Raw genomic sequence first — 18670 nt, 5'->3', positions numbered from 1 at the left:
GACACATTGTAGACGTCAAGGGGTTACGTCCCTAGGTGATGCTTGTGGCCTGCACGCCGCTACGGCGTGCAGGCTAATTTCGCCGATTTCAAAGCGGCTGAACCATATGGCCAACACGCCGTCGCGCCGGGTCGGGCGTAGCGCGATCCACTGGCCGATGAACGCCTTGCCGATCTTGATGCGCCGGTTGCCAACCATGATCCGTGCGCTGCTGTCGACCTTGTAGACACGGTCGCCGCTCTGGTACTGCACCTCCGGCAGCGCCTCCGGGTAGGCCACGTTGCTCACGCGATAGCGTTGGGCCGGCACCTGCATTCCCAGGGCCTGATGGGGTCGCTCGTGGTTGTACACGTACCGATATCGATCGAAGACCTGCTGCGCCTCGGTGTTGTCCACGAAGCGGCGGTGCTGCAGGACTTCGGCCTTCAGGGTGCGGTGGAACCGCTCGTCCTTGCCCTGTGTTTGTGGGTGATAGGGCCGTGAATGGCTGACCCGGATCCCTAGTTGCATTAACCAGACCGTCAGCCTGGTGTAGCCCAGCCCCTCTTCGTCGCCGCCTCCCCATGGAGGGCCGTTATCCATGGTGATGCGCCGGGGCAGGCCGTAGCGGCGGAAGGCCCCGATCAGCTGCTGCTGCACCGTCTGGCGGCGCTGGTCCGCGCAGGCTGCCAGGCACAGGTTGAAGCGGGAATGGTCGTCGATCAGCGTGAGCGGAAAGCAGACGCCCTGCTCATTGGGCACCTGACCCTTGAAGTCCATCTGCAGCAGCTCGTTGGGTTCGTCGTGCTCGAACCGCCGCCAGGGGGTGGCCTGGGCGCTGGCCTGCGGATCGATCAGACCATGTCGATGCAGGATCGAGGTCACCGTGCTGGGCGCAGGCACCTCGGCGTGGCCCAGGTCGGACAGCCTGCGGCTGATCTTGCGCCCACCCCAGGTCGGGTGTTCGCGGCGCAGCATCAGCACCAGTTCCTCCACGAAATCAGCGGTGCGCTCGGGGCTGTGGTGCGGCCGCCTGGGCCGGTCGGCCAAGCCCGCGGCGCCTTCCTGCCGATGCCGGGCCAGCCACTTATAAGCGGTTTGCGGACTGATCGAGAACCGTCGGCACAGCTCCCGACGGTTGCATCCCGGCTGGGAAGCCAGGGCAATGAACTCCAGGCGAAGGCTCATGGTGTCTCGGGCGCTCCACGGCATGGTTCGTTCTCCCGGGCAGATATCTGCCCGGGAGTGTCAACCATGTCCTCGCACACCTGTCACCTATGTCCCCGGTCCATACAGCGGGAGAGGGGCCGGGGGTGAGGGCCCGGCGCTGGCAATAGCGACAGGCTTCGCTTCGTGGATGCTCCCCGCCCTCACCCCAACCCTCTCCCGCAAGCGGAAGAGGGAGTACACAGTCAGCCCTTGGTCGATGCCGTCGATGCCATCGCCGCCAGCACCGTCTCCGGCACGAACGGCGGCCGGCGCAGGCGCACTCCCAGCGCATCGAACAACGCATTGGCAATCGCCGGCGCGCCCGGCAGCGAGGCCGATTCGCCGGCGCCCAGCGGTGGCTCTGACTGGCGCGGCATCAGCACCACCTCGATCGGCGGGATTTCCGGGAAGGTCAGCAGCGGATAGCTGCCCCATTCACGGCTGGCGACGCCGTCGGCATCGAAGCGGACCTGCTCCTTCAGCACGCGGCTGAGGGTCTGCACCACATTGCCGTGGATCTGGTGGCGCACGCCGTCGGGATTGACGACCATGCCGGTGTCCTGGCCCACCACTACCTTGTCGATGGTGATGCGGCCCGTGGCCGCGTCCACCGACAGGTCCACCACCCACGCGGCCCAGGCCGCGCCGAAGCCGGGGAAACGGCTGTGGATGTAGCGCGCGTAGGCCACGCCCCGGCCGCGCAGCCGGCCGTCGGCATCCGGCACGCCGCGCGCTCCGGCCGTGCCGCGCTGCCAGCCGGCCGATTCGGCAACGGCCCGCAGCAAATCCGCCGCGCGTTCATCCGGCAGGTGGCGCAGGCGGAATTCCACCGGATCGGCGCCCGCCTCCGCTGCCAGCTCGTCGATCACGCACTCGTGCGCGAACGCATTGGGCAGCGCCGACACGCCGCGCAGCCATGACGCACGCACGATCGCCGGCGTGTCGTCGCAGCCGATGCGGCGCGCGGCATAGGCGTAGGGCGGCACCGCGGTGCGGTCGCCCATCTCCAGCGTGCGCGGCGCGTTGGACACGGCGCCGGTCAGCACCAGCGCCAGCGTGGGCGCATCGTTGGACGGATAGCGGCTGGTGAAGTCATAGCCGAGCAGCGCGCCATCGGCGCCGAGCGTGGCGCTGACATCCATCAGCTGGGCCGCGCCCTTGGGCTCCCACAAGTGCTCCTGCTCGCGCGACAGCTGCACGCGCACCGGCCGCCCCACCGCGCGCGACAGCAGCGCCGCGTCGGCGCAGACGTCGTCGGCGCAATTGCGGCCGTAGCAGCCGGCGGCCTCCATGCGCACGATCTCGATGCGGTCCTCGCCCAGCCCGCACAGCCGGGACAGGTCGATGCGCAGCATGTGCGGGTTCTGCGTGCCGGACCACACCGTCAGGCCCTCTTCGTGCCAGTCGGCCACGGCACAGGACGGGCCGATGGAGCCGTGCATCTGGTACGGCCACACGTAGCGCCGCTGCAGTACCGTGCCGGCGCCGCCGGCGGGCAGCTCGCCATCGCTCAGCAATTCGCGCCGCGTGGCCGGGTTGGCGCGCAGCGCCGGCTCCGGATCGTCCAGCGCGGGCAACGGCGGCACCTGCTTCCACTGCAAGCGCAGCCGGCGCGCGGCCTGCACCGCATACTCCTCGCGCTCCGCCACCACGCCGACGAAATCGCCCTGCACCACCACCTCGACCAGGCCGGTCACGTCGCGCACCGAATCGCGGTCGATCGCCAGCAGGCTGTTGCCGACGAAGGCGCCGCTGTCGCGCCCCGCATACGGCGGGCGCACCACGCGGCCGTGCAGCATGCCGGGCACGCGCACGTCGTGGACGAAGGTCAGTGCGCCGCGCGCTTTGTCGGGGATATCGACGCGCCGCGCCGCGCGGCCGACGACGCGGTAGGACTCGACCGGCTTGACCGGCACGTCGTCGGCCAGCGGCAGTTCCACGTGCTCGCCGGCCACCAGCGCCGCGTAGCGGATGCTGGCCTGGGTGCCGCGCACGCGGAATACGCCGTTCTCCGCTTCCAGCGCGGAGGCGTCGACGCCAAGCTGCAGCGCCGCGCGCGCCTGCAGCCACGCGCGCGCCTGCGCCGCGGCGCGGCGCAGCGGCAACGCCGAGATCTGGATCGAGGCGCTGGCGATGGTCGGGCCCTGGTTGGGCGTGGCCTCGGTATGGCCCAGCACCATCCGCACGCTGTCGAGCGGCACATCGATTTCCTCGGCGACGATCTGCGCCAGCGCGGTGCGGATGCCGGTGCCCAGGTCGACGTGGCCGTTGAAGGCCAGCACCTCGCCGTTGTCGCGCACGGCGATAAACAGGTCCGGCAGCGCCGGCACATAGTCCGACGCCGCGCCGGGCTGGCCCGGCGCCGGGCGCGCGGCCGCCTGCGGGGCGCGCGTGACCAGCAGCACGCCGGTGGCCTGCAGCAGCGCCAGCCGCAGCGCGCGCGGCGTGGGGGCGTCGGCCTGGGCCGGGGGTTGCAGCTGGGTTGCCGTCATCGTTTCATCCTTTCCTTCACCGGTCGCCGATCGGGCCACCGTTATACTGCCAGCCAACAGGCACACGGCACGAACACTCACCATGACCACCAAGACTGCGGCCGCGCCCGCCACCCGTCGGGCGGCAGCCGGCACCCGGGCCCGGCAGGCGCAGGACAGCCGCGAGCGCATCCTGAGGGCTGCCATCAAGGTCTTCGCCCAGCGCGGCTACGACGGCGGCCGCATCGAACGCATCTCGTCGCTGGCCAAGACCTACGACCGGATGATCTACTACTACTTCGGCAGCAAGGAGAAGCTGTTCGTCGAAGTGCTGGAGACCATCTACCTGCAGCTCAACCAGGCCGAGCAGCAGCTCGAGCATGAGCTCGACGCCGCCGACCCGGTGCGCGCGCTGTCGCAGCTGATCGACTTCATCTGGCAGTATTACCTGGACCATCCCGAGTTCGTCGCCATCCTGACCAGCGAGAACATGAGCCAGGGCAAGCACGCGAAGAAATCGGTGCGGCTGCGCGAGATCTCAAGCTACGCGCTGTCGGTGCTCGACGGCATCCTCGCGCGCGGCAAGGCCGCCGGGCTGTTCCGCGCGGACGCCGGCGCGCGCGACGTCTACATGGTGATCGCCTCGCTTGGCTACTTCTACAACTCCAACCATCATACGCTCAGCGCCTTCCTGGGCGAGCCCATGATGAGCCCGCCGGCGCTGGCGCACTGGCGCGATGTGATCCAGCAGACCGTGCTGCGCACGGTGGCCGTGCCCGGCGCCATGCCGGAGGCGCATGTGCCACCCGCCGCCGCGCCGCGCAAGGCGGCACGCGGCAAGCGCGCGGCGGCTGGCTAAGGCTGGCACGGGCGCCATCGGGCAGGCTCAGGCGGCAACGTGCACGCCTGCCACTTGCTCCAGCGCCTCATCCCGCGTCAGCACCGTGGCGTACTTCTGCGCCATGTCGAACAGGTTGGCATCATGCGGCCCGAGCGCGCGGTCGCCCACGCAATCCGATATCACCAGCGGGCGGAACCCGAGCGACATCGCATCGACCACGCTGGCGCGCACGCAGCCGCTGGTGACGCAGCCGGCCACCAGCAGCGTCTGCACGCCGCGCTGCGTCAGCCATGCCGCCAGCGAGGTGCCGAAGAACGCCGACGGCACCGTCTTGCGCACCACCAGCTCGCCCGCGGCGGGCGCCAGCTCGGGCACGATCTGGCTGTTGTGGCCGTCTTCCTTCAGCGTCAGCATGCCCGGCACCTTCAGTGTGAAGATGTTGTGGTCGCTGTCGTCGTCGGCGAACACGATGCGGCTGTGCGCCACCGGCCAGCCGTGCTCGCGCGCGGCGCGCAGCAGCGGCTGGGTGTTGCGGATGGCCTCGGGGATATTGCCGCCGCCGAACACCGCCGGATCGGCAAAGCCGTTGACGAAGTCGATGATCAGCAGCCCGTACGGCGCCTTCGGTTCCAGCGCCGCGCCGAAGCCCTGGCGCTGGTAAGTCTGCACTGCGTCATCCATGGCGCGAGTCCTTGTCTGCCTGGTAGAGCGAGGCGGCCGGGGCATGGTGCCCGTCCATCACCTTGCCGCGCACCACCACCGGCTCGCCGTCGAGGCTGACGGTGCAGTGGCGCACGGGGATATCGATATGGCAGGCGGTGGTGCGGCTGCCGCCGGCTTCGTTGTTGGGGCCGAACGAGCACAGGAAGTTGCCCTCGTAGGCGCGCGCATCCATGCCGATGGTGGCCTCGCGGTCGTACATCGCCAGCGCCGACCAGCTCGCGCGCGGCTGCAGGCCCCAGCCGATATGCGACATGGCATACGCTTCCGGATCGTTGAACGAGGCCATGTAGTCGGCCAGCAGCTCGGCATCGACGCCGCCTTCGATGCGGCGCACATAGCCGGCCTCGACCGTGATGCGGATCGGCGCCTGCAGATAGGACTTCATCGGCAGCAGGATGTCGCCGCGGTCCAGCACGATGGTGCCGTCGGTGCCAGCCTCGTCGGGCCAGGTCAGCACGAAGCCGCTCGGCCAGTGGTCCCAGCGCCCGGGCTCGTCGACAAAGCCGTACTCGCTGATCGCGGGGAATTCGCCCAGGCGGCAGCGCAGGTCCATGCCGGCGTCGGACACGATATGCATCTCGCGCGCCTTGCTTAGCCGTTGGTTGGCGGCCTTGACGCGCGCGCGGTCGGCCTCGGTCGGCACCAGCCGCGCCAGCACCTCTGGCGGCTCCACCGCCAGCAGGATCTTGGTGCCGCCGGACAGGATCTCGTGCTGCTCGGGCGAGAACAGCAGCGTCATCAGGTCCAGCACCAGGTCGCTCGCCTTCAGCGCAGCGATCGCCGCCGGATTGCCGGTCAGCGGCGTGGTGCCCAGGTAGGCCAGCGCATCGCGGCTCAGCGCTTTCTCGCCGTTGACCGGCGGCAGGTCGAGCCGGTTGACGATGGCGCCCATCGACTGCGCCGCCACCATGGCCGTGCGCAGCGTCTGCGGATGCGTGGCGGCGCCGGTCAGCACGGTGACGGTCTGTCCCGGCTGCAGCTTCGACAGCGTCAGCACCTGCTGCCACGCTGCCGTCAGGTCGTAATCGCTTACGGGCATGTTCGCTCCATTCAGTTCAGCGGCGCGCCGAGGAAATCGCCGAAGGCGCGGTAGAAGCCGGCCTCGTCGTCCCACGGGATCATGTGGCCGGCATTGGCAACGTGCGCGACCAGCAAGGCCGGCAGCAGCGTGCGCATCTCCTGCACGTCTTCGGCGCGGATCACGTCGCCGCGGCCGGCGGTCATCAGCAGCGCCGGCACGGCCACCTGCGGCAGGTCGGCGTGGATATCGTCTTCATGAAAGCCGTTGAAGCTGGCCAGGATCGCGCGCTCGTCGCAGGTATGCAGCCATTGCGCGCGCAGGCGCAGCTGGTCCTCGGTCCAGGTCGGGCAGAACGCGCGCATGCCTTCGGCGTCGATACCCTGCTGCGCCAGCCGGATCGAATCGATGTACCACGGCAGTTGCGACGGATAGGCGCGGCGCCCCGGGCCCGACACAGGCGGATCGACCAGCACCAGCCGCGTCAGGCCGGCGGGCCTGGCGCGCGCCGCGCGGATGCCGATGCGCGCGCCCATCGAATGGCCGACCACGGCGTAGCGCTGCAGTCCCAGCGCCGCGGCAAACGCGACCACGTCGGCGGCCTGCGCATCGAGGCTGTAGTCCAGCTCCGGGCCGGCCTGCGACAGGCCGCGGCCGCGCACGTCGAGCACATAGGTATCGAACTGCTGCCCGAAGCGTTCGCCGACAAAGCCCCAGGTCACCGCGGGGCTGGTGATGCCCGGCACGATGATCACGGCATCGCGCTGCGCGCGCGCGCCCTGCTGTCCGCCATAGCGCAGATAGTGCTGGCGGATACCGTTGGCGTGGACGTGGGCGCCGTAGAGAAAGGTGCTGTCTGCCATGGCCCGCCCCTTCAGTACGCGCCCGACAGCAGCGCGCCGGCGCCCGGCACCACCGGCTCCAGCCCCAGGCGCTTGAGCAGCGCGTAGGTGGTGGCCACCGCGGCGGTGACGACCGGCTTGCCGGTCATGGCCTCGACCTTCGCGATCGCAGGCAGCGACGGCATCTGCACGCAGGCCGACAGCACGATCACGTCGGCATCGGCGGTGTTCATCTGCGCGACGATCTCCGGCAGCCTGGCCGGGTCATGGCGGCCGACGTCGAGGTTGTCGGGAATCTCCAGCGCACGGTAGTCGACCACCTCGTAGCCTTCGTTGCGGATGTAGTCGACCACCAGCTCGGTCAGCGGCTTCATGTACGGCGCCACCACCGCGATGCGCTTTGCGCCCATCACCTTGAGCGCATCGACCAGCGCGCCGGCGCTGGTAATCACCGGCGCGTCGCCGCCGTTCTCGGCGGTATGCGCCTGCAGGCGCTGTTCGGAGACGCGGTGGTAGCCGTGGCCCATCGCCATGATCGCCACCAGGCAGGCGTAGCCGAGCACGTCGACGCGGGCGTCGCTCAGTTCCACCGCGCAGCGGTCGGATTCCGCATCCATCGCGGCCAGCTCTTCCTTGACCACCTTCTTCATCCGCATCCGGCTCGAATGGAAGGTGAAGCGCTCCGGGCGCACCAGCTGGCGCGCGGCCAGCATCGCCGGGATCTCGGTTTCCATGGTGGTGTTGGAGCTCGGCACGATCTGGCCGATTCGGAAAACTTTCTGCACTGTCGACTCCGTCATCTGTTTGTCTGCCCTTGCTTGCGCTTTGGTCGCGCTCTCGGTCTGCCTGCAGCGGCCCAGGGCCTGCATGCTGCGAACGATTGTAGTGTACACACTTTATCTACGCAAACAGATTCTGCACCGGCCGCGATTCACTCGTTCAGTGCACACTGAATCCATGAATCCCTGTTTTTGCGCATGATTTCGCCATTGCAGCGCATCATTGCCAAGCCATCACATCGTTATCAGGGTTTTCCATAGGTCCAGCTGATTTCGCCTTTACCTCGATATTTTGAGTGTGTACACTCGTTTTCAACGGTCGGCCGCGTGGCCGCCCCAGCCCCCATCGACCTTGTGTCATTGCCAGGAGAAATAACGTGCAAGGCAAACCGCGTATCGCAGTTGTCGGCGCCGGACTCGGAGGGACGGCCGCGGCCGCCCTGCTGCAGCGAGCCGGCTTCCAAGTCAGGCTGTATGAGCAGGCACCGGCGTTCTCGCGCCTGGGCGCGGGCATCCATGTCGGGCCCAACGTGATGAAGATCATGCGGCGCATCGGCATCGAGGACGCGCTCAACGACATGGGCTGCCACCCCGACTACTGGTACAGCCGCGACGGCCTCACCGGCGAGGTGATCGCGCAGATCCCGCTGGGCGACTACGCGGTGCGCCACTACGGCGCCAGCTACCTGACCGTGCATCGCGGCGACTTCCACAAGCTGCTGACCGACGCCGTCGCCCCGGGCACGCTGTTCTTCAACAAGAAGCTGGAAAGCGTCACCGACCAGGGCGATGTGGTGCAACTGCGCTTCACCGACGGCACGGTCGAAGAGGCCGATATCGTGATCGGCGCCGACGGCGTCAACTCGCGCATCCGCGAGACCCTGCTTGGCGCCGAGCCGCCCAAGTACACCGGCTACGTTGCGCACCGCGCGGTGTTCCCGATCTCGCGCGTCAAGGGCTTCACGCACGAGCGCTGCACCAAGTGGTGGACCGATGACCGCCACATGATGGTCTACTTCGACACCAGCAAGCTCGACGAGATCTACTACGTCACGGGCGTGCCCGAACCCGAGTGGGACATGAGCAAGAGCTGGGTGCCGAGCAGCATCGAAGAGATGCGCGCGGCCTTCGACGGCTGGCACGAAGGCGTGCAATCGCTGATCGAAGGCACGGTCGAAGTGACCAAGTGGCCGCTGCTCGAGCGCGACCCGCTGCCGCTGTGGAGCCGGGGCCGCCTGGTGCTGCTGGGCGATGCCTGCCACCCGATGAAGCCGCACATGGCGCAGGGCGCCGCGATGGCGATCGAGGATGCCGCCATGCTGACGCGCTGCTTTACCGAGGCCGGCACCGACGACTACTCCGCCGCCTTCGCGCTGTATGAAGCCAACCGCGCCGAGCGCGCCGGCAAAGTCCAGCTGGTTTCGCACAACAACACCTGGCTGCGCAGCAACGAGAACCCGGACTGGTGTTTCGGCTACGATGTGTTCAACGTGCCGCTGGTGTCGGCCGGGAGCAAGCCGCTGTCCGAAGCCGCCTGACCGCCTGACCGCCCTGCCCGCCGCCGCCCCTCGCCAGAATGGGGCGCGGCGCCGCGATGCGTGATGTTCAAACCGCCCCCAGCCCCCGATGAACACGCCCCGCCCCCTGACCCTGCAGGTCAACCACGCCGAGCACACGCTCGAGGTGGCGCCTGACACGCCGCTGCTCTACATCCTGCGCAACGACCTGTGCTGCAACGGGCCCAAGTACGGTTGCGGCCTGGGCCAGTGCGGCGCCTGCACGGTGCTGGTGGACGGCCTGCCGGCGCGTTCGTGCGTGCTGCCGGTCAGGGCCGTGGTGGGCCACGCGGTGACCACGCTCGAAGGCCTGGGCACGGCACAGCATCCGGACCCCGTGCAGCAGGCGTTTATCGAAGAACAGGCCGCGCAATGCGGCTACTGCCTGAACGGCATGATCATGACCGCCAAGGCGCTGCTGGCGCAGAACCCCGATCCCGACGAAGCGCAGATCCGCGAAGCCTTGCGCTTCAACCTGTGCCGTTGCGGCACGCATGTGGAAATCGTGCGCGCGGTCAGGCGGGCCGCGGTGCTGCAGCGGCAGGCCGCACAAGGGGCGGCGTCGTGAGCGCCGGCATCGTGCAAGCGACCACGCCGGCCACGGCACTGGCCGCCGGCGTGCCGCCGGGCGCCGCCGATTGCCTGGTGGCCCATGTACTGACACCGCCGGGCCTGCGCTGGGTCGGCGGCGAGCCGCTCGCGGCGCGCCTGCTACACGCCGGGCGCGACGCCGCGCTGGCGCTGCCAGGCATCCGCGCGGTGGTGGTCCGCAACAACTTTGCCGGCGTGGCCGCGGTCTCGGCCGCGCAGGCCGCCGACGCGGCGCGAGCCCTGCGGGCGCGCTGGTCTGGTCCGCCGCGCGCCGACGCCACCCCTGCGGCGCGCCACACACTGGCGCAACGCGGCGATGCCGCCGAGGCGCTCGAACACGCCCGCGCACACCACACGCAAAATTACCGGTGGCCGCTCGCGGGCACCCGCGACGATGCCTGCTGCACCGTTGTCGCCGACTGGCGCGACGGCACGCTGACCGTATGGCTGCCCGCCACGCGCCCCGGCGCACTGCGCGCCGAACTTGCTGCGCTGCTGGACATCGCGCCAACGCAAGTGCAGATGGTCTGCTGGCAAGATCCGGACGACCGCGCCGATCCCGCGCTGCTGGCACCGCACGCTGCCGCCGACGCGGCGCTGCTGGCGCACGCCAGCGGGCAGCCGGTGGTGCGCCGGCTGCGTGCCGCCGACGTCGGCCTGGCCGATGCCGAGTTCGATATCCGCGTCGATAGCGCGCGCACCGGCGCCACCGTCGACGCCTACGCCGCCACGCTGTCCGGCGCCACGGCCCCGGTTTCACCGCTGGCGCTGTGGCTGACGCATACGCCGGCGCCGGTGACGGACAGCATCGATGCGGGCCATGGCGGCGACGCTGCGCTGCCGCCGTATCGCATCCCGCATGTCGAACTCGCCGTGTCCGGCGACCCGGCGGCATTCGCAGCCGCGCCGCTGACGGCAGCGCGCGCGCAGGTGTTCGCGCGCGAATCCCATCTTGACGAGCTTGCCGCCGCCAGCGACGCCGACCCGGTGGCGCTGCGCCTCGCGCACCTGGACGACCCGCGCGGCTCCGCGCTGGTGCGGCAGGTCGCCGAGCGCGCCGGCTGGAACCCAGCAACACCACGCGCCCACTCCGCCGCCGGCAATGTACGGCGTGGCCGCGGCTTTGCCTACGCCCACACCATCGACCACGACGCCGGCCAGAGCTGGTCGGCGTGGGTCGCGGAAGTCGAGGTCGACGGCACCACCGGCGAGCTGGCGGTCACGCGCGTCACGGTCGGGCATGACAGCGAATCGCTGCCACTACCGCAAGCCGCCGCGATGACGCGCTCGATGCCGCGCTCGATGCCGCGCTCGATGCCGCGCTCGATGCCGCGTTCGATCGAGCAGGACGTCGCAGCCGCCGCGCTGCAGCTGACCACCGCCACGCCGGCGTTCGACACCTGGCCGGCGGACGCGCGTGTTGCCGGCGAACACTTGCCGGCCATGCCGGCACAGGCGCTGCCGGAAGTGCGGCTGGCCGGCACGCTGGCCACGCACGACGCGCTCGCGGCCGGTCCCACCGATTCGCTGCCGGCCGCCGCCGCGGTGGCCAATGCCATCTACGACGCCACCGGCGTGCGCCTGCGCAAGCCACCGTTCAGCGCCGAACGCATCCGTCTGGCACTGGCCGAGGCCAATCCCGGCAACCAACGCAAGAAGCGCGGCTGGATCGCGGCGGCAGCCGCCGCGGCGGCCGGCGTGTGCGCCACGCTGTTGCCGTGGCGCGCGCCGATCGCGCCGGTGGCGCCGCCCGAGCCCGGCTTCTATTCCGCCGCCACGCTCGAGCGCGGCCGACTGGTGGCCGCCGCCGGCGACTGCGCGGTGTGCCATACCGCGCCCGGCGGCGCGAAGAACGCCGGCGGCCTGCCGCTGGAAACGCCGTTCGGCACGGTCTACAGCACCAACATCACGCCCGATGTGCAGACCGGCATCGGCAACTGGTCGTTCGCCGCCTTCGAGCGCGCCATGCGCGAAGGCATCCACCGCGACGGGCGGCGCCTGTATCCGGCGTTCCCGTACACCGCCTTCGCCAGGATCAGCGACGGCGACATGCAGGCGCTGTACGGCTACCTGATGTCGGCCGAGCCGGTGACCTCCGCGGTGCCGCAGACGCAGCTCGCCTTCCCCTTCAACCTGCGCCCGCTGCTGGCCGGCTGGAACCTGCTGTTCCATCGCAACGAACGCTTTACACCGGACCCGTCGCGCTCGGCGCAATGGAATCGCGGCGCCTACCTGGCCGAGGGGCTGGGCCACTGCAGCGCCTGCCATTCGCCGCGCAACGCGCTCGGCGCCGAGCAAGGCGGGCGCCGCTACCTGACCGGCGGCAGCGCCGAAGGCTGGGAAGCGCCGGCGCTGACCGCGCTGTCGCAGGCGCCGGTGCCGTGGACCGAGGCTGCGCTGTTCACTTACCTTCGCGGCGGCTATGCGCCGCACCATGGCGCCGCCGCGGGACCGATGGCGCCGGTGGTGGAAGAGCTCGCGCAACTGCCCGAGGACGACGTGCGCGCGATCGCGCATTACGTGGCCTCGTTCGGCGCGCCCGCACCGGCACCGTCGGTACTGGCGGCGCAGGCGGTGCAGGTCGAACAACGCAGCCGGACCGCCGCGCGCACGCTCGGCGGTCCGGCCGAACGCCTGTACCAGAGCGCCTGCGCGGTCTGCCACCAGTCGGACCAGGGCATCGCGCAGTTCGGCGTGAAGCCGTCGCTGGCGCTCAACACCAACCTGCACAGCAAGCTGCCGGACAACGTGATCCAGGTGCTGCTGCGCGGCATGCCGGCACCGCCCAACAGCGAACTGGGCGCGATGCCGGGCTATGCCGACACGCTCGACGACCAGCAGATCGCGCAGCTGGCGCAGTACCTGCGCGCGCGCTTTGCCCCCGACAAACCCGCCTGGCAGGACCTGGAGAACACCGTCGCGCGGCTGCGCGCGGCGCCAGCCCACTGAACCACCGGAGCACCATGCACCACGCTGGCGAGCCTTGAGCATCGGCGCCGTGCGCGCGGGAAAACCCCGAGGAGAGAAACGCAATTCGGCCTTGCCCGCCAGTTTCATGTAGCTTACGCTGAACGATCATGTAGTGCGCACTACATGAGTGCCAGCGGGCACGCTGCGGTGCCTCCCCGCACAAGGACGGCGCGCCGCACGCGGCGGACCAGAACACAAAAACATAAAACCGGCCCGATAGATCACCGGACGCGCTGGCGCGGGGCTTGCATAGTTCCGCCAGACACCGGGGCGCCGGGCCAGACCAAACCAAGGGTAGACAACCAGGAGTGACTATGTCGTATCAGTACCAGGAAGCTGTTGCAGGCGTGCTACCGGGCTAGTTCCAGCGTCGCCAGGTGGAAGCCGCAGCCCCCGCCGCCGCCGCTGCCCCCGCTGCATTCGGCAGCAGCCGGCATCACGTGCCGGCCTGCTTCTGGCCACGCGTGCTTCCGAGTTCCAGAACCAGCCTATAAAGACAGGTAGACAAACATGTCGTCATCCATTTCATCCATGGCCACCACGACTATCCCGGACGCCACGCTAGGCTCGGCCCCGCAGCCCAGCGCGCGCGCAGCGTCGTCGCCACCCATCACGATCGAGCAAGGCATCCGCGCGGCCGGCGTCGGCCGCTTCCAGTACCGGCTGTTCGTCATCTTCGGCCTGGTGTGGCTTGCCGACGCCATGCAGGTGCTGTCGATCGGCTTCACCGCGCCGTCGATCGCAGCGACCTTCGGCATTCCGGTGCCGACCGCGCTGCAGACCGGCACCATGTTCTTCGTCGGCATGCTGATCGGCGCGTTCGTGTTCGGCCGGCTGGCCGACCGCATCGGCCGCCGCCCGGTGCTGATGATGGCGGTGGTCATCGATGCCATCTGCGGCGTCGCCTCGGCCTTCGCGCCAGACTTCCAGTGGCTGCTGCTGTTGCGCTTCCTGACCGGCATCGGCGTCGGCGGCACCCTGCCGGTCGACTACACCATGATGGCCGAGTTCCTGCCGTCGGACCGGCGCGGCCGCTGGCTGGTGCTGCTGGAGTCGTTCTGGGCGGTCGGCACCATCCTGCTGGCGATCCTGGCGCTGATCGCGGTGTCGCGCGGCAATGATGCGTGGCGGCTGATCTTCCTGGTCACCGGCATCCCGGCGCTGGTGGGCGTGGTGTTCCGCTTCTTCGTGCCCGAGTCGCCGCTCTACCTCAATAAATCAGGGCGCTCGGACGAGGCCCGCGCGGTGCTGCAGCGAGTGGCGGCAGCCAACCGCGTGTCGGTGGAGATCGGCGCGCTGCAGCCGCAGAAGATGGAGCGCAAATCGGTGTTCGCGCTGTTCGCCGCCGGTTGCCGGCGCCGCACCATCTGCCTTCTGGCGGCGTGGATGCTGATCTCGATCGCCTATTACGGGGTCTTCGTCTACCTGCCGGTCAAGCTGGCGGGCCAGGGCTTCGGCTTCATGCGTGGCCAGGTGTTCCTGATCGTGCTGGCGCTGGTGCAGCTGCCCGGCTTCGCGCTGGCCGCGCATGGGGTCGAGCGCTGGGGCCGCAAGCCGACGCTGATCGGCTTCCTGCTGCTGAGCGCGGCGGGCTGCATGCTGTACAGCCTGGGCCAGTCGCCGGCGCTGGTGATCGGCTCGACCCTGCTGATGAGCTTCTCGCTGCTCGGCACCTGGGGCGCGCTGTACGCCTTCACGCCCGAGGTGTACCCGACCGACCTGCGCGCCAGCGGCATGGGCACCGCGGGGGCAATGGCGCGCTTCGGCGGCCTGTTCGCCCCGTCGATCGTCGCGCCGATCATGGCCAGCCAGTTCACGCTGGCGCTGGCGCTGCTGTCCTCGTTCCTGGCCGTGGCGGCGCTGGCCATCTTCCTGGTCGATATCGAGTCGAAGGACCGCGCGCTCGACTAGCCGAAGGCGCTACGGGGCAACCGCAGGGCAACCACGGGGCAACCGCGGGGCCGCTGCCGGGCGCGGCGGCCCGCTTCCATTACAATCCGGCTGCAACGGCGCGGCGCGCGAGCCCCAACCGGCCTCGCGCGCCCGCTTCACTCGCCATCCCGCCGAGCCCTCGCCGCCAGCCATGAAACAAGACCCGCGCTTTCCCAACCTCTTCATCCTCGACCACCCGCTGATCCAGCACAAGCTCTCGCACATGCGCGACAAGGAAACGTCGACGCGCACGTTCCGCGAGCTGCTGCGCGAGATCACGCTGCTGATGGGCTACGAGATCACCCGCAACCTGCCGCTGACCACGCGCCGCATCGAGACCCCGCTGGTCGAGCTGGACGCGCCGGTAATCGCCGGCAAGAAGCTGACCATCGTGCCGGTGCTGCGCGCGGGCGTGGGCATGAGCGACGGCCTGGTCGAGCTGATTCCGTCGGCGCGCATCGGCCATATCGGCGTGTACCGCGACGAGCAGCACCGCCCGGTGGAATACCTGGTGCGCCTGCCGGCGCTGGAAGATCGCAGCTTTATCCTGTGCGATCCCATGGTCGCCACCGGCTATTCGGCGGCGCACGCGGTGGAGGTGCTCAAGCGCCGCGGCGTCAAGGACGAGGCCATCACCTTCGTCGCGCTGGTGGCCGCGCCCGAGGGCGTGGAAGTGTTCCAGAAGGCGCACCCGGGGGTGAAGCTGTTCGTCGCCTCGCTCGACAGCCACCTGGATGCCGATGCGTATATCGTGCCCGGGCTGGGCGATGCCGGCGACCGGCTGTTCGGCACCAAGAACTGACGGCACGGACGCGGGCTGGCCGGCGCTTGACCGGCCTCAATAGCCCGCCCGATGCGGCTCCCTACACTGGCGGCAAGCGCCGGCGAGACCTCGCCGCGCGCCAGCGTCCACACATAAAGGGAGCCACGCATGGAAGCCTTCAAGATCCTGTTCAGTACCAGCACCGGGCTGATGAGCCTGGGCGTGATCGTCTTCATCATCGGCATGGGCTGGTTCTTCGCCCGCATGTTCGCGCGCAAGATGCGCGAGGATGCTGAAGCGGCGAAGGCGCGCGACGCGGCGCAGCGGCGCTGACGCCCATGCATGACCGCCGGTGTACTCCCTCTCCCGCCTGCGGGAGAGGTGAGCAAACCGCGGGCAAGCTTGAACCGCCCTTACTTCTTCTTCCCCAACAAACTCCCCAGCACGCCCCGAATCAACTCGCGCCCGACCTGCGAGCCGACCGTGCGCGCGGCCGACTTGGCCATCGATTCCAGGATCGAATCGCCGCGGCCGCTCTTGCCGGTGCCCTTGGTCAGCGTGCCGAAGATTTCGCCGGCGGTGCCCAGCCAGCCGCTGTCCTGTTCGCCCGCGGGCTGGCCGGCCGGCGCGCCGGCCTTGCCGCCATTCGCCACCGTCGGCACGCTGCCGCGCAGCTTTTCATAGGCGGATTCGCGGTCGACGGTCTTCTCATAAGTGCCGGCCACCAGCGAGTTGGCGATCAGCTGCTTGCGCTCGTCCTCCGTCGCCGGGCCGATGCGGCTGCCGGGCGCCAGCACCCAGGCGCGCTCGGTCACGCACGGCGTGCCTTTGGCGTCGAGGAACGACACCAGCGCCTCGCCCACGCCCAGCTCGCCGATGGCGGTTTCCAGGTCCAGCTTGGGGTTGGCGCGCATGGTCGTGGCCGCCACCTTGACCGCCTTCTGGTCGCGCGGGGTGAAGGCGCGCAGCGCGTGCTGCACGCGGTTGCCCAGCTGCCCCAGCACCGTGTCCGGAATATCGACCGGGTTCTGCGTGACGAAGTACACGCCCACGCCCTTGGAGCGCACCAGCCGCACCACCTGCTCGATCTTGTCGAGCAGCGCCTTGGGCGCGTCGTTGAACAGCAGGTGGGCCTCGTCGAAGAAGAACACCAGCTTGGGCTTGTCGAGGTCGCCGGCCTCCGGCAGCTTCTCGAACAGTTCGGACAGCATCCACAGCAGGAAGGTCGCGTACAGCCGCGGCGAGTTCATCAGCTTGTCGGCGGCCAGGATATTGACCACGCCCTGGCCCTTGTCGGTCTGGATGAAGTCTTCCAGGTTCAGCATGGGCTCGCCGAAGAAGACGTCGCCGCCCTGCGATTCCAGCGCGATCAGCCCGCGCTGGATCGCGCCGACCGAGGCCGCCGAGATATTGCCGTATTCGGTGGTGAACTGGCTGGCGTTGTCGCCGACGTACTGCAGCATCGCGCGCAGGTCCTTGGCGTCGAGCAGCAGCAGGCCGTTGGCGTCGGCAATGCGGAACACCAGGTTCAGCACGCCCTGCTGGGTGTCGTTCAGCTCCAGCATGCGCGACAGCAGCAGCGGCCCCATGTGCGAGACCGTGGCGCGCACCGGGTGGCCCTTCTCGCCGAACACGTCCCACAGCGCGGTCGGGCAGCCGCCCCAGACCGGCTCGGGCAGGTTCAGGTCGGCGAGCCGCTGCTTGAGCTTGTCCGACGGCTGGCCGGGCTGCGAAATGCCGGTCAGGTCACCTTTGACATCCGCCATGAACACCGGCACCCCCAGGCGCGAGAACCCCTGCGCCAGCGTCTGCAGCGTGACAGTCTTGCCGGTGCCGGTGGCGCCGGTGATCAGCCCGTGCCGGTTGCCCATCTGCGGCAGCAGCACCAGTTCATGTTCGGCATTCTTGGCGATGAGGATGGGGTCGGCCATGATGTTCCTGGATTGCGTGAGGGTCGATTGGGACTCGATTGGGACTCGATTGGGAGTCGAGTGGGAGTCGAGTGGGTCCGGGCGGCGCGGGCAGGCCCGCGTGATAAAATCCTGGGCTGATTATAGCCAGCCGCCAGGCATATCCGTCACCTGGCGCGCGCCGCGCGGCCACCTTTTCGAGGCAGCCGCGGCGCGCCTGGCGACCCCGCACAACATCACCGCAGATCACCGCATTCCGCTTCGGAGAGAATCATGGCCGGTCACTCGAAATGGGCCAATATCAAACACAAGAAAGCCGCCGCAGACGCCAAGCGCGGCAAGATCTGGACCCGCCTGATCAAGGAAATCACCGTGGCCGCCAAGCTCGGCGGCGGTGATCCCGACTCCAACCCGCGCCTGCGCCTGTCGATGGACAAGGCCATGGACGCCAACATGCCCAAGGACAACATCCAGCGCGCGATCCAGCGCGGCGTGGGTGGCCTGGAAGGCGTGAACTACGAGGAAATCCGCTACGAAGGCTACGGCCTGAGCGGCGCCGCGATCATCGTCGACTGCCTCACCGACAACCGCACCCGCACCGTGGCCGAAGTGCGCCACGCGTTTTCCAAGCACGGCGGCAACATGGGCACCGAGGGTTCGGTGGCGTTCATGTTCACCCACTGCGGCCAGTTCCTGTTCGCACCCGGCACGCCGGAAGACAAGCTGATGGAAGCCGCGCTCGAAGCCGGCGCCGACGATGTCGTCACCAACGACGACGGCTCGATCGAAGTCACCTGCCCGCCCAACGATTTTTCCGCGGTCAAGGCCGCGCTGGAAGCCGCCGGCTTCAAGGCCGAAGTTGCCGACGTGGTGATGAAGCCGCAGAACGAAGTCAGCTTCAGCGGCGACGACGCGGTCAAGATGCAGAAACTGCTCGACGCCCTGGAAAACCTGGACGACGTGCAGGAAGTCTTCACCAACGCGGTAATCGAAGACTAAAACGGTAACAAGCTCCCCAACGGCGGCAGCCCGGCTTTCAGGACCCAGCTGCCGCCTTTTTGCATGCGTTTCTTTTCTGGCAGTGGA

Annotated in this window: 15 protein-coding genes; 8 read left to right on the top strand and 7 right to left on the bottom strand. The window is 69.1% G+C overall.

All coding sequences use genetic code 11. The features are described from left to right. Positions 1–15: 15 nt before the first annotated feature. Entirely contained in the window at positions 16–1191 is a 1176-nt protein-coding gene (locus tag A2G96_RS05395; protein WP_062797439.1) for an IS481 family transposase, read from the bottom strand. Positions 1192–1391: 200 nt separating this feature from the next. Beyond that, positions 1392–3680 carry a xanthine dehydrogenase family protein molybdopterin-binding subunit gene (locus A2G96_RS05390; RefSeq protein WP_062797436.1) on the bottom strand — a complete coding sequence of 763 codons (2289 nt, stop codon included), beginning with the start codon at positions 3678–3680 and terminating at the stop codon, positions 1392–1394. 82 nt (positions 3681–3762) lie between these two features. On the opposite strand from A2G96_RS05390, the gene A2G96_RS05385 reads away from it, so the two are divergent. Next, positions 3763–4518, top strand: coding sequence for a TetR/AcrR family transcriptional regulator (locus tag A2G96_RS05385; protein ID WP_062797434.1), 756 nt, complete (start codon positions 3763–3765; stop codon positions 4516–4518). A 27-nt stretch (positions 4519–4545) separates the two neighbouring features. On the opposite strand, the gene A2G96_RS05380 is transcribed toward A2G96_RS05385, so the two are convergent. From A2G96_RS05380 to A2G96_RS05365, 4 genes are read right to left on the bottom strand one after another with little or no spacing between them, the layout of a single operon-like run. Beyond that, positions 4546–5181 (bottom strand): N-carbamoylsarcosine amidohydrolase, encoded by a 636-nt coding sequence (locus A2G96_RS05380; RefSeq protein ID WP_062797432.1) that lies wholly within the window; start codon positions 5179–5181, stop codon positions 4546–4548. After that, complete coding sequence (locus A2G96_RS05375) at positions 5174–6262, bottom strand: 2,5-dihydroxypyridine 5,6-dioxygenase NicX family protein (RefSeq protein WP_062797430.1); 1089 nt, start codon at positions 6260–6262, stop codon at positions 5174–5176. Before A2G96_RS05375 ends, A2G96_RS05380 begins: the two co-directional genes overlap by 8 nt. A gap of 11 nt (positions 6263–6273) precedes the next feature. Continuing rightward, the gene (locus A2G96_RS05370) at positions 6274–7104 is read right to left on the bottom strand and encodes an alpha/beta fold hydrolase (protein WP_062797428.1); all 831 of its coding nucleotides are present in this window, start codon (positions 7102–7104) and stop codon (positions 6274–6276) included. Between the two features lie 11 nt (positions 7105–7115). Further along, entirely contained in the window at positions 7116–7868 is a 753-nt protein-coding gene (locus A2G96_RS05365) for a maleate cis-trans isomerase family protein (RefSeq protein WP_062797424.1), read from the bottom strand. Between the two features lie 371 nt (positions 7869–8239). Between A2G96_RS05365 and A2G96_RS05360 the strand changes: the two genes are divergently transcribed. The 6 genes from A2G96_RS05360 to A2G96_RS32220 all read left to right on the top strand — a co-directional run bounded on the left by A2G96_RS05360 (position 8240) and on the right by A2G96_RS32220 (position 16007). Beyond that, positions 8240–9400 carry an FAD-dependent monooxygenase gene (locus tag A2G96_RS05360; protein ID WP_062797422.1) on the top strand — a complete coding sequence of 387 codons (1161 nt, stop codon included), beginning with the start codon at positions 8240–8242 and terminating at the stop codon, positions 9398–9400. An 88-nt stretch (positions 9401–9488) separates the two neighbouring features. Next, the gene (locus A2G96_RS05355; RefSeq protein WP_062797420.1) at positions 9489–9986 is read left to right on the top strand and encodes a (2Fe-2S)-binding protein; all 498 of its coding nucleotides are present in this window, start codon (positions 9489–9491) and stop codon (positions 9984–9986) included. Next, a complete protein-coding gene (locus tag A2G96_RS05350; RefSeq protein ID WP_062797417.1) occupies positions 9983–12958 on the top strand; it encodes a c-type cytochrome in 2976 nt (991 codons plus the stop codon). Before A2G96_RS05355 ends, A2G96_RS05350 begins: the two co-directional genes overlap by 4 nt. 531 nt (positions 12959–13489) lie before the next feature. Then, a complete protein-coding gene (locus A2G96_RS05345) occupies positions 13490–14890 on the top strand; it encodes an MFS transporter (RefSeq protein WP_231909615.1) in 1401 nt (466 codons plus the stop codon). Between the two features lie 172 nt (positions 14891–15062). Continuing rightward, complete coding sequence (gene upp / locus A2G96_RS05340) at positions 15063–15713, top strand: uracil phosphoribosyltransferase (RefSeq protein ID WP_012352165.1); 651 nt, start codon at positions 15063–15065, stop codon at positions 15711–15713. A gap of 129 nt (positions 15714–15842) precedes the next feature. Continuing rightward, positions 15843–16007, top strand: coding sequence for a DUF3149 domain-containing protein (locus A2G96_RS32220; RefSeq protein WP_082818852.1), 165 nt, complete (start codon positions 15843–15845; stop codon positions 16005–16007). Positions 16008–16087: 80 nt separating this feature from the next. On the opposite strand, the gene A2G96_RS05335 is transcribed toward A2G96_RS32220, so the two are convergent. Next, complete coding sequence (locus A2G96_RS05335; protein ID WP_062797415.1) at positions 16088–17605, bottom strand: helicase HerA-like C-terminal domain-containing protein; 1518 nt, start codon at positions 17603–17605, stop codon at positions 16088–16090. A 252-nt stretch (positions 17606–17857) separates the two neighbouring features. On the opposite strand from A2G96_RS05335, the gene A2G96_RS05330 reads away from it, so the two are divergent. After that, a complete protein-coding gene (locus tag A2G96_RS05330) occupies positions 17858–18583 on the top strand; it encodes a YebC/PmpR family DNA-binding transcriptional regulator (protein ID WP_062797414.1) in 726 nt (241 codons plus the stop codon). Positions 18584–18670 lie beyond the last annotated feature (87 nt).

This window comes from Cupriavidus nantongensis (assembly GCF_001598055.1).
Classification (GTDB): domain Bacteria; phylum Pseudomonadota; class Gammaproteobacteria; order Burkholderiales; family Burkholderiaceae; genus Cupriavidus; species Cupriavidus nantongensis.
The sequence above is the reverse complement of the archived record's forward strand: the minus strand, read 5'-3'. Positions and strand labels throughout refer to the sequence as shown.

Bases quoted from the DNA above. Each gene is read 5' to 3' on its own strand.
- A2G96_RS05355 (WP_062797420.1), top strand. From the start codon at position 9,489: ATGAACACGCCCCGCCCCCTGACCCTGCAGGTCAACCACGCCGAGCAC.
- A2G96_RS05370 (WP_062797428.1), bottom strand. From the start codon at position 7,104: ATGGCAGACAGCACCTTTCTCTACGGCGCCCACGTCCACGCCAACGGT.
- A2G96_RS05395 (WP_062797439.1), bottom strand. From the start codon at position 1,191: ATGCCGTGGAGCGCCCGAGACACCATGAGCCTTCGCCTGGAGTTCATT.
- A2G96_RS05390 (WP_062797436.1), bottom strand. From the start codon at position 3,680: ATGACGGCAACCCAGCTGCAACCCCCGGCCCAGGCCGACGCCCCCACG.
- A2G96_RS32220 (WP_082818852.1), top strand. From the start codon at position 15,843: ATGGAAGCCTTCAAGATCCTGTTCAGTACCAGCACCGGGCTGATGAGC.
- A2G96_RS05385 (WP_062797434.1), top strand. From the start codon at position 3,763: ATGACCACCAAGACTGCGGCCGCGCCCGCCACCCGTCGGGCGGCAGCC.
- A2G96_RS05375 (WP_062797430.1), bottom strand. From the start codon at position 6,262: ATGCCCGTAAGCGATTACGACCTGACGGCAGCGTGGCAGCAGGTGCTG.
- A2G96_RS05345 (WP_231909615.1), top strand. From the start codon at position 13,490: ATGTCGTCATCCATTTCATCCATGGCCACCACGACTATCCCGGACGCC.
- upp (WP_012352165.1), top strand. From the start codon at position 15,063: ATGAAACAAGACCCGCGCTTTCCCAACCTCTTCATCCTCGACCACCCG.
- A2G96_RS05335 (WP_062797415.1), bottom strand. From the start codon at position 17,605: ATGGCCGACCCCATCCTCATCGCCAAGAATGCCGAACATGAACTGGTG.
- A2G96_RS05380 (WP_062797432.1), bottom strand. From the start codon at position 5,181: ATGGATGACGCAGTGCAGACTTACCAGCGCCAGGGCTTCGGCGCGGCG.
- A2G96_RS05330 (WP_062797414.1), top strand. From the start codon at position 17,858: ATGGCCGGTCACTCGAAATGGGCCAATATCAAACACAAGAAAGCCGCC.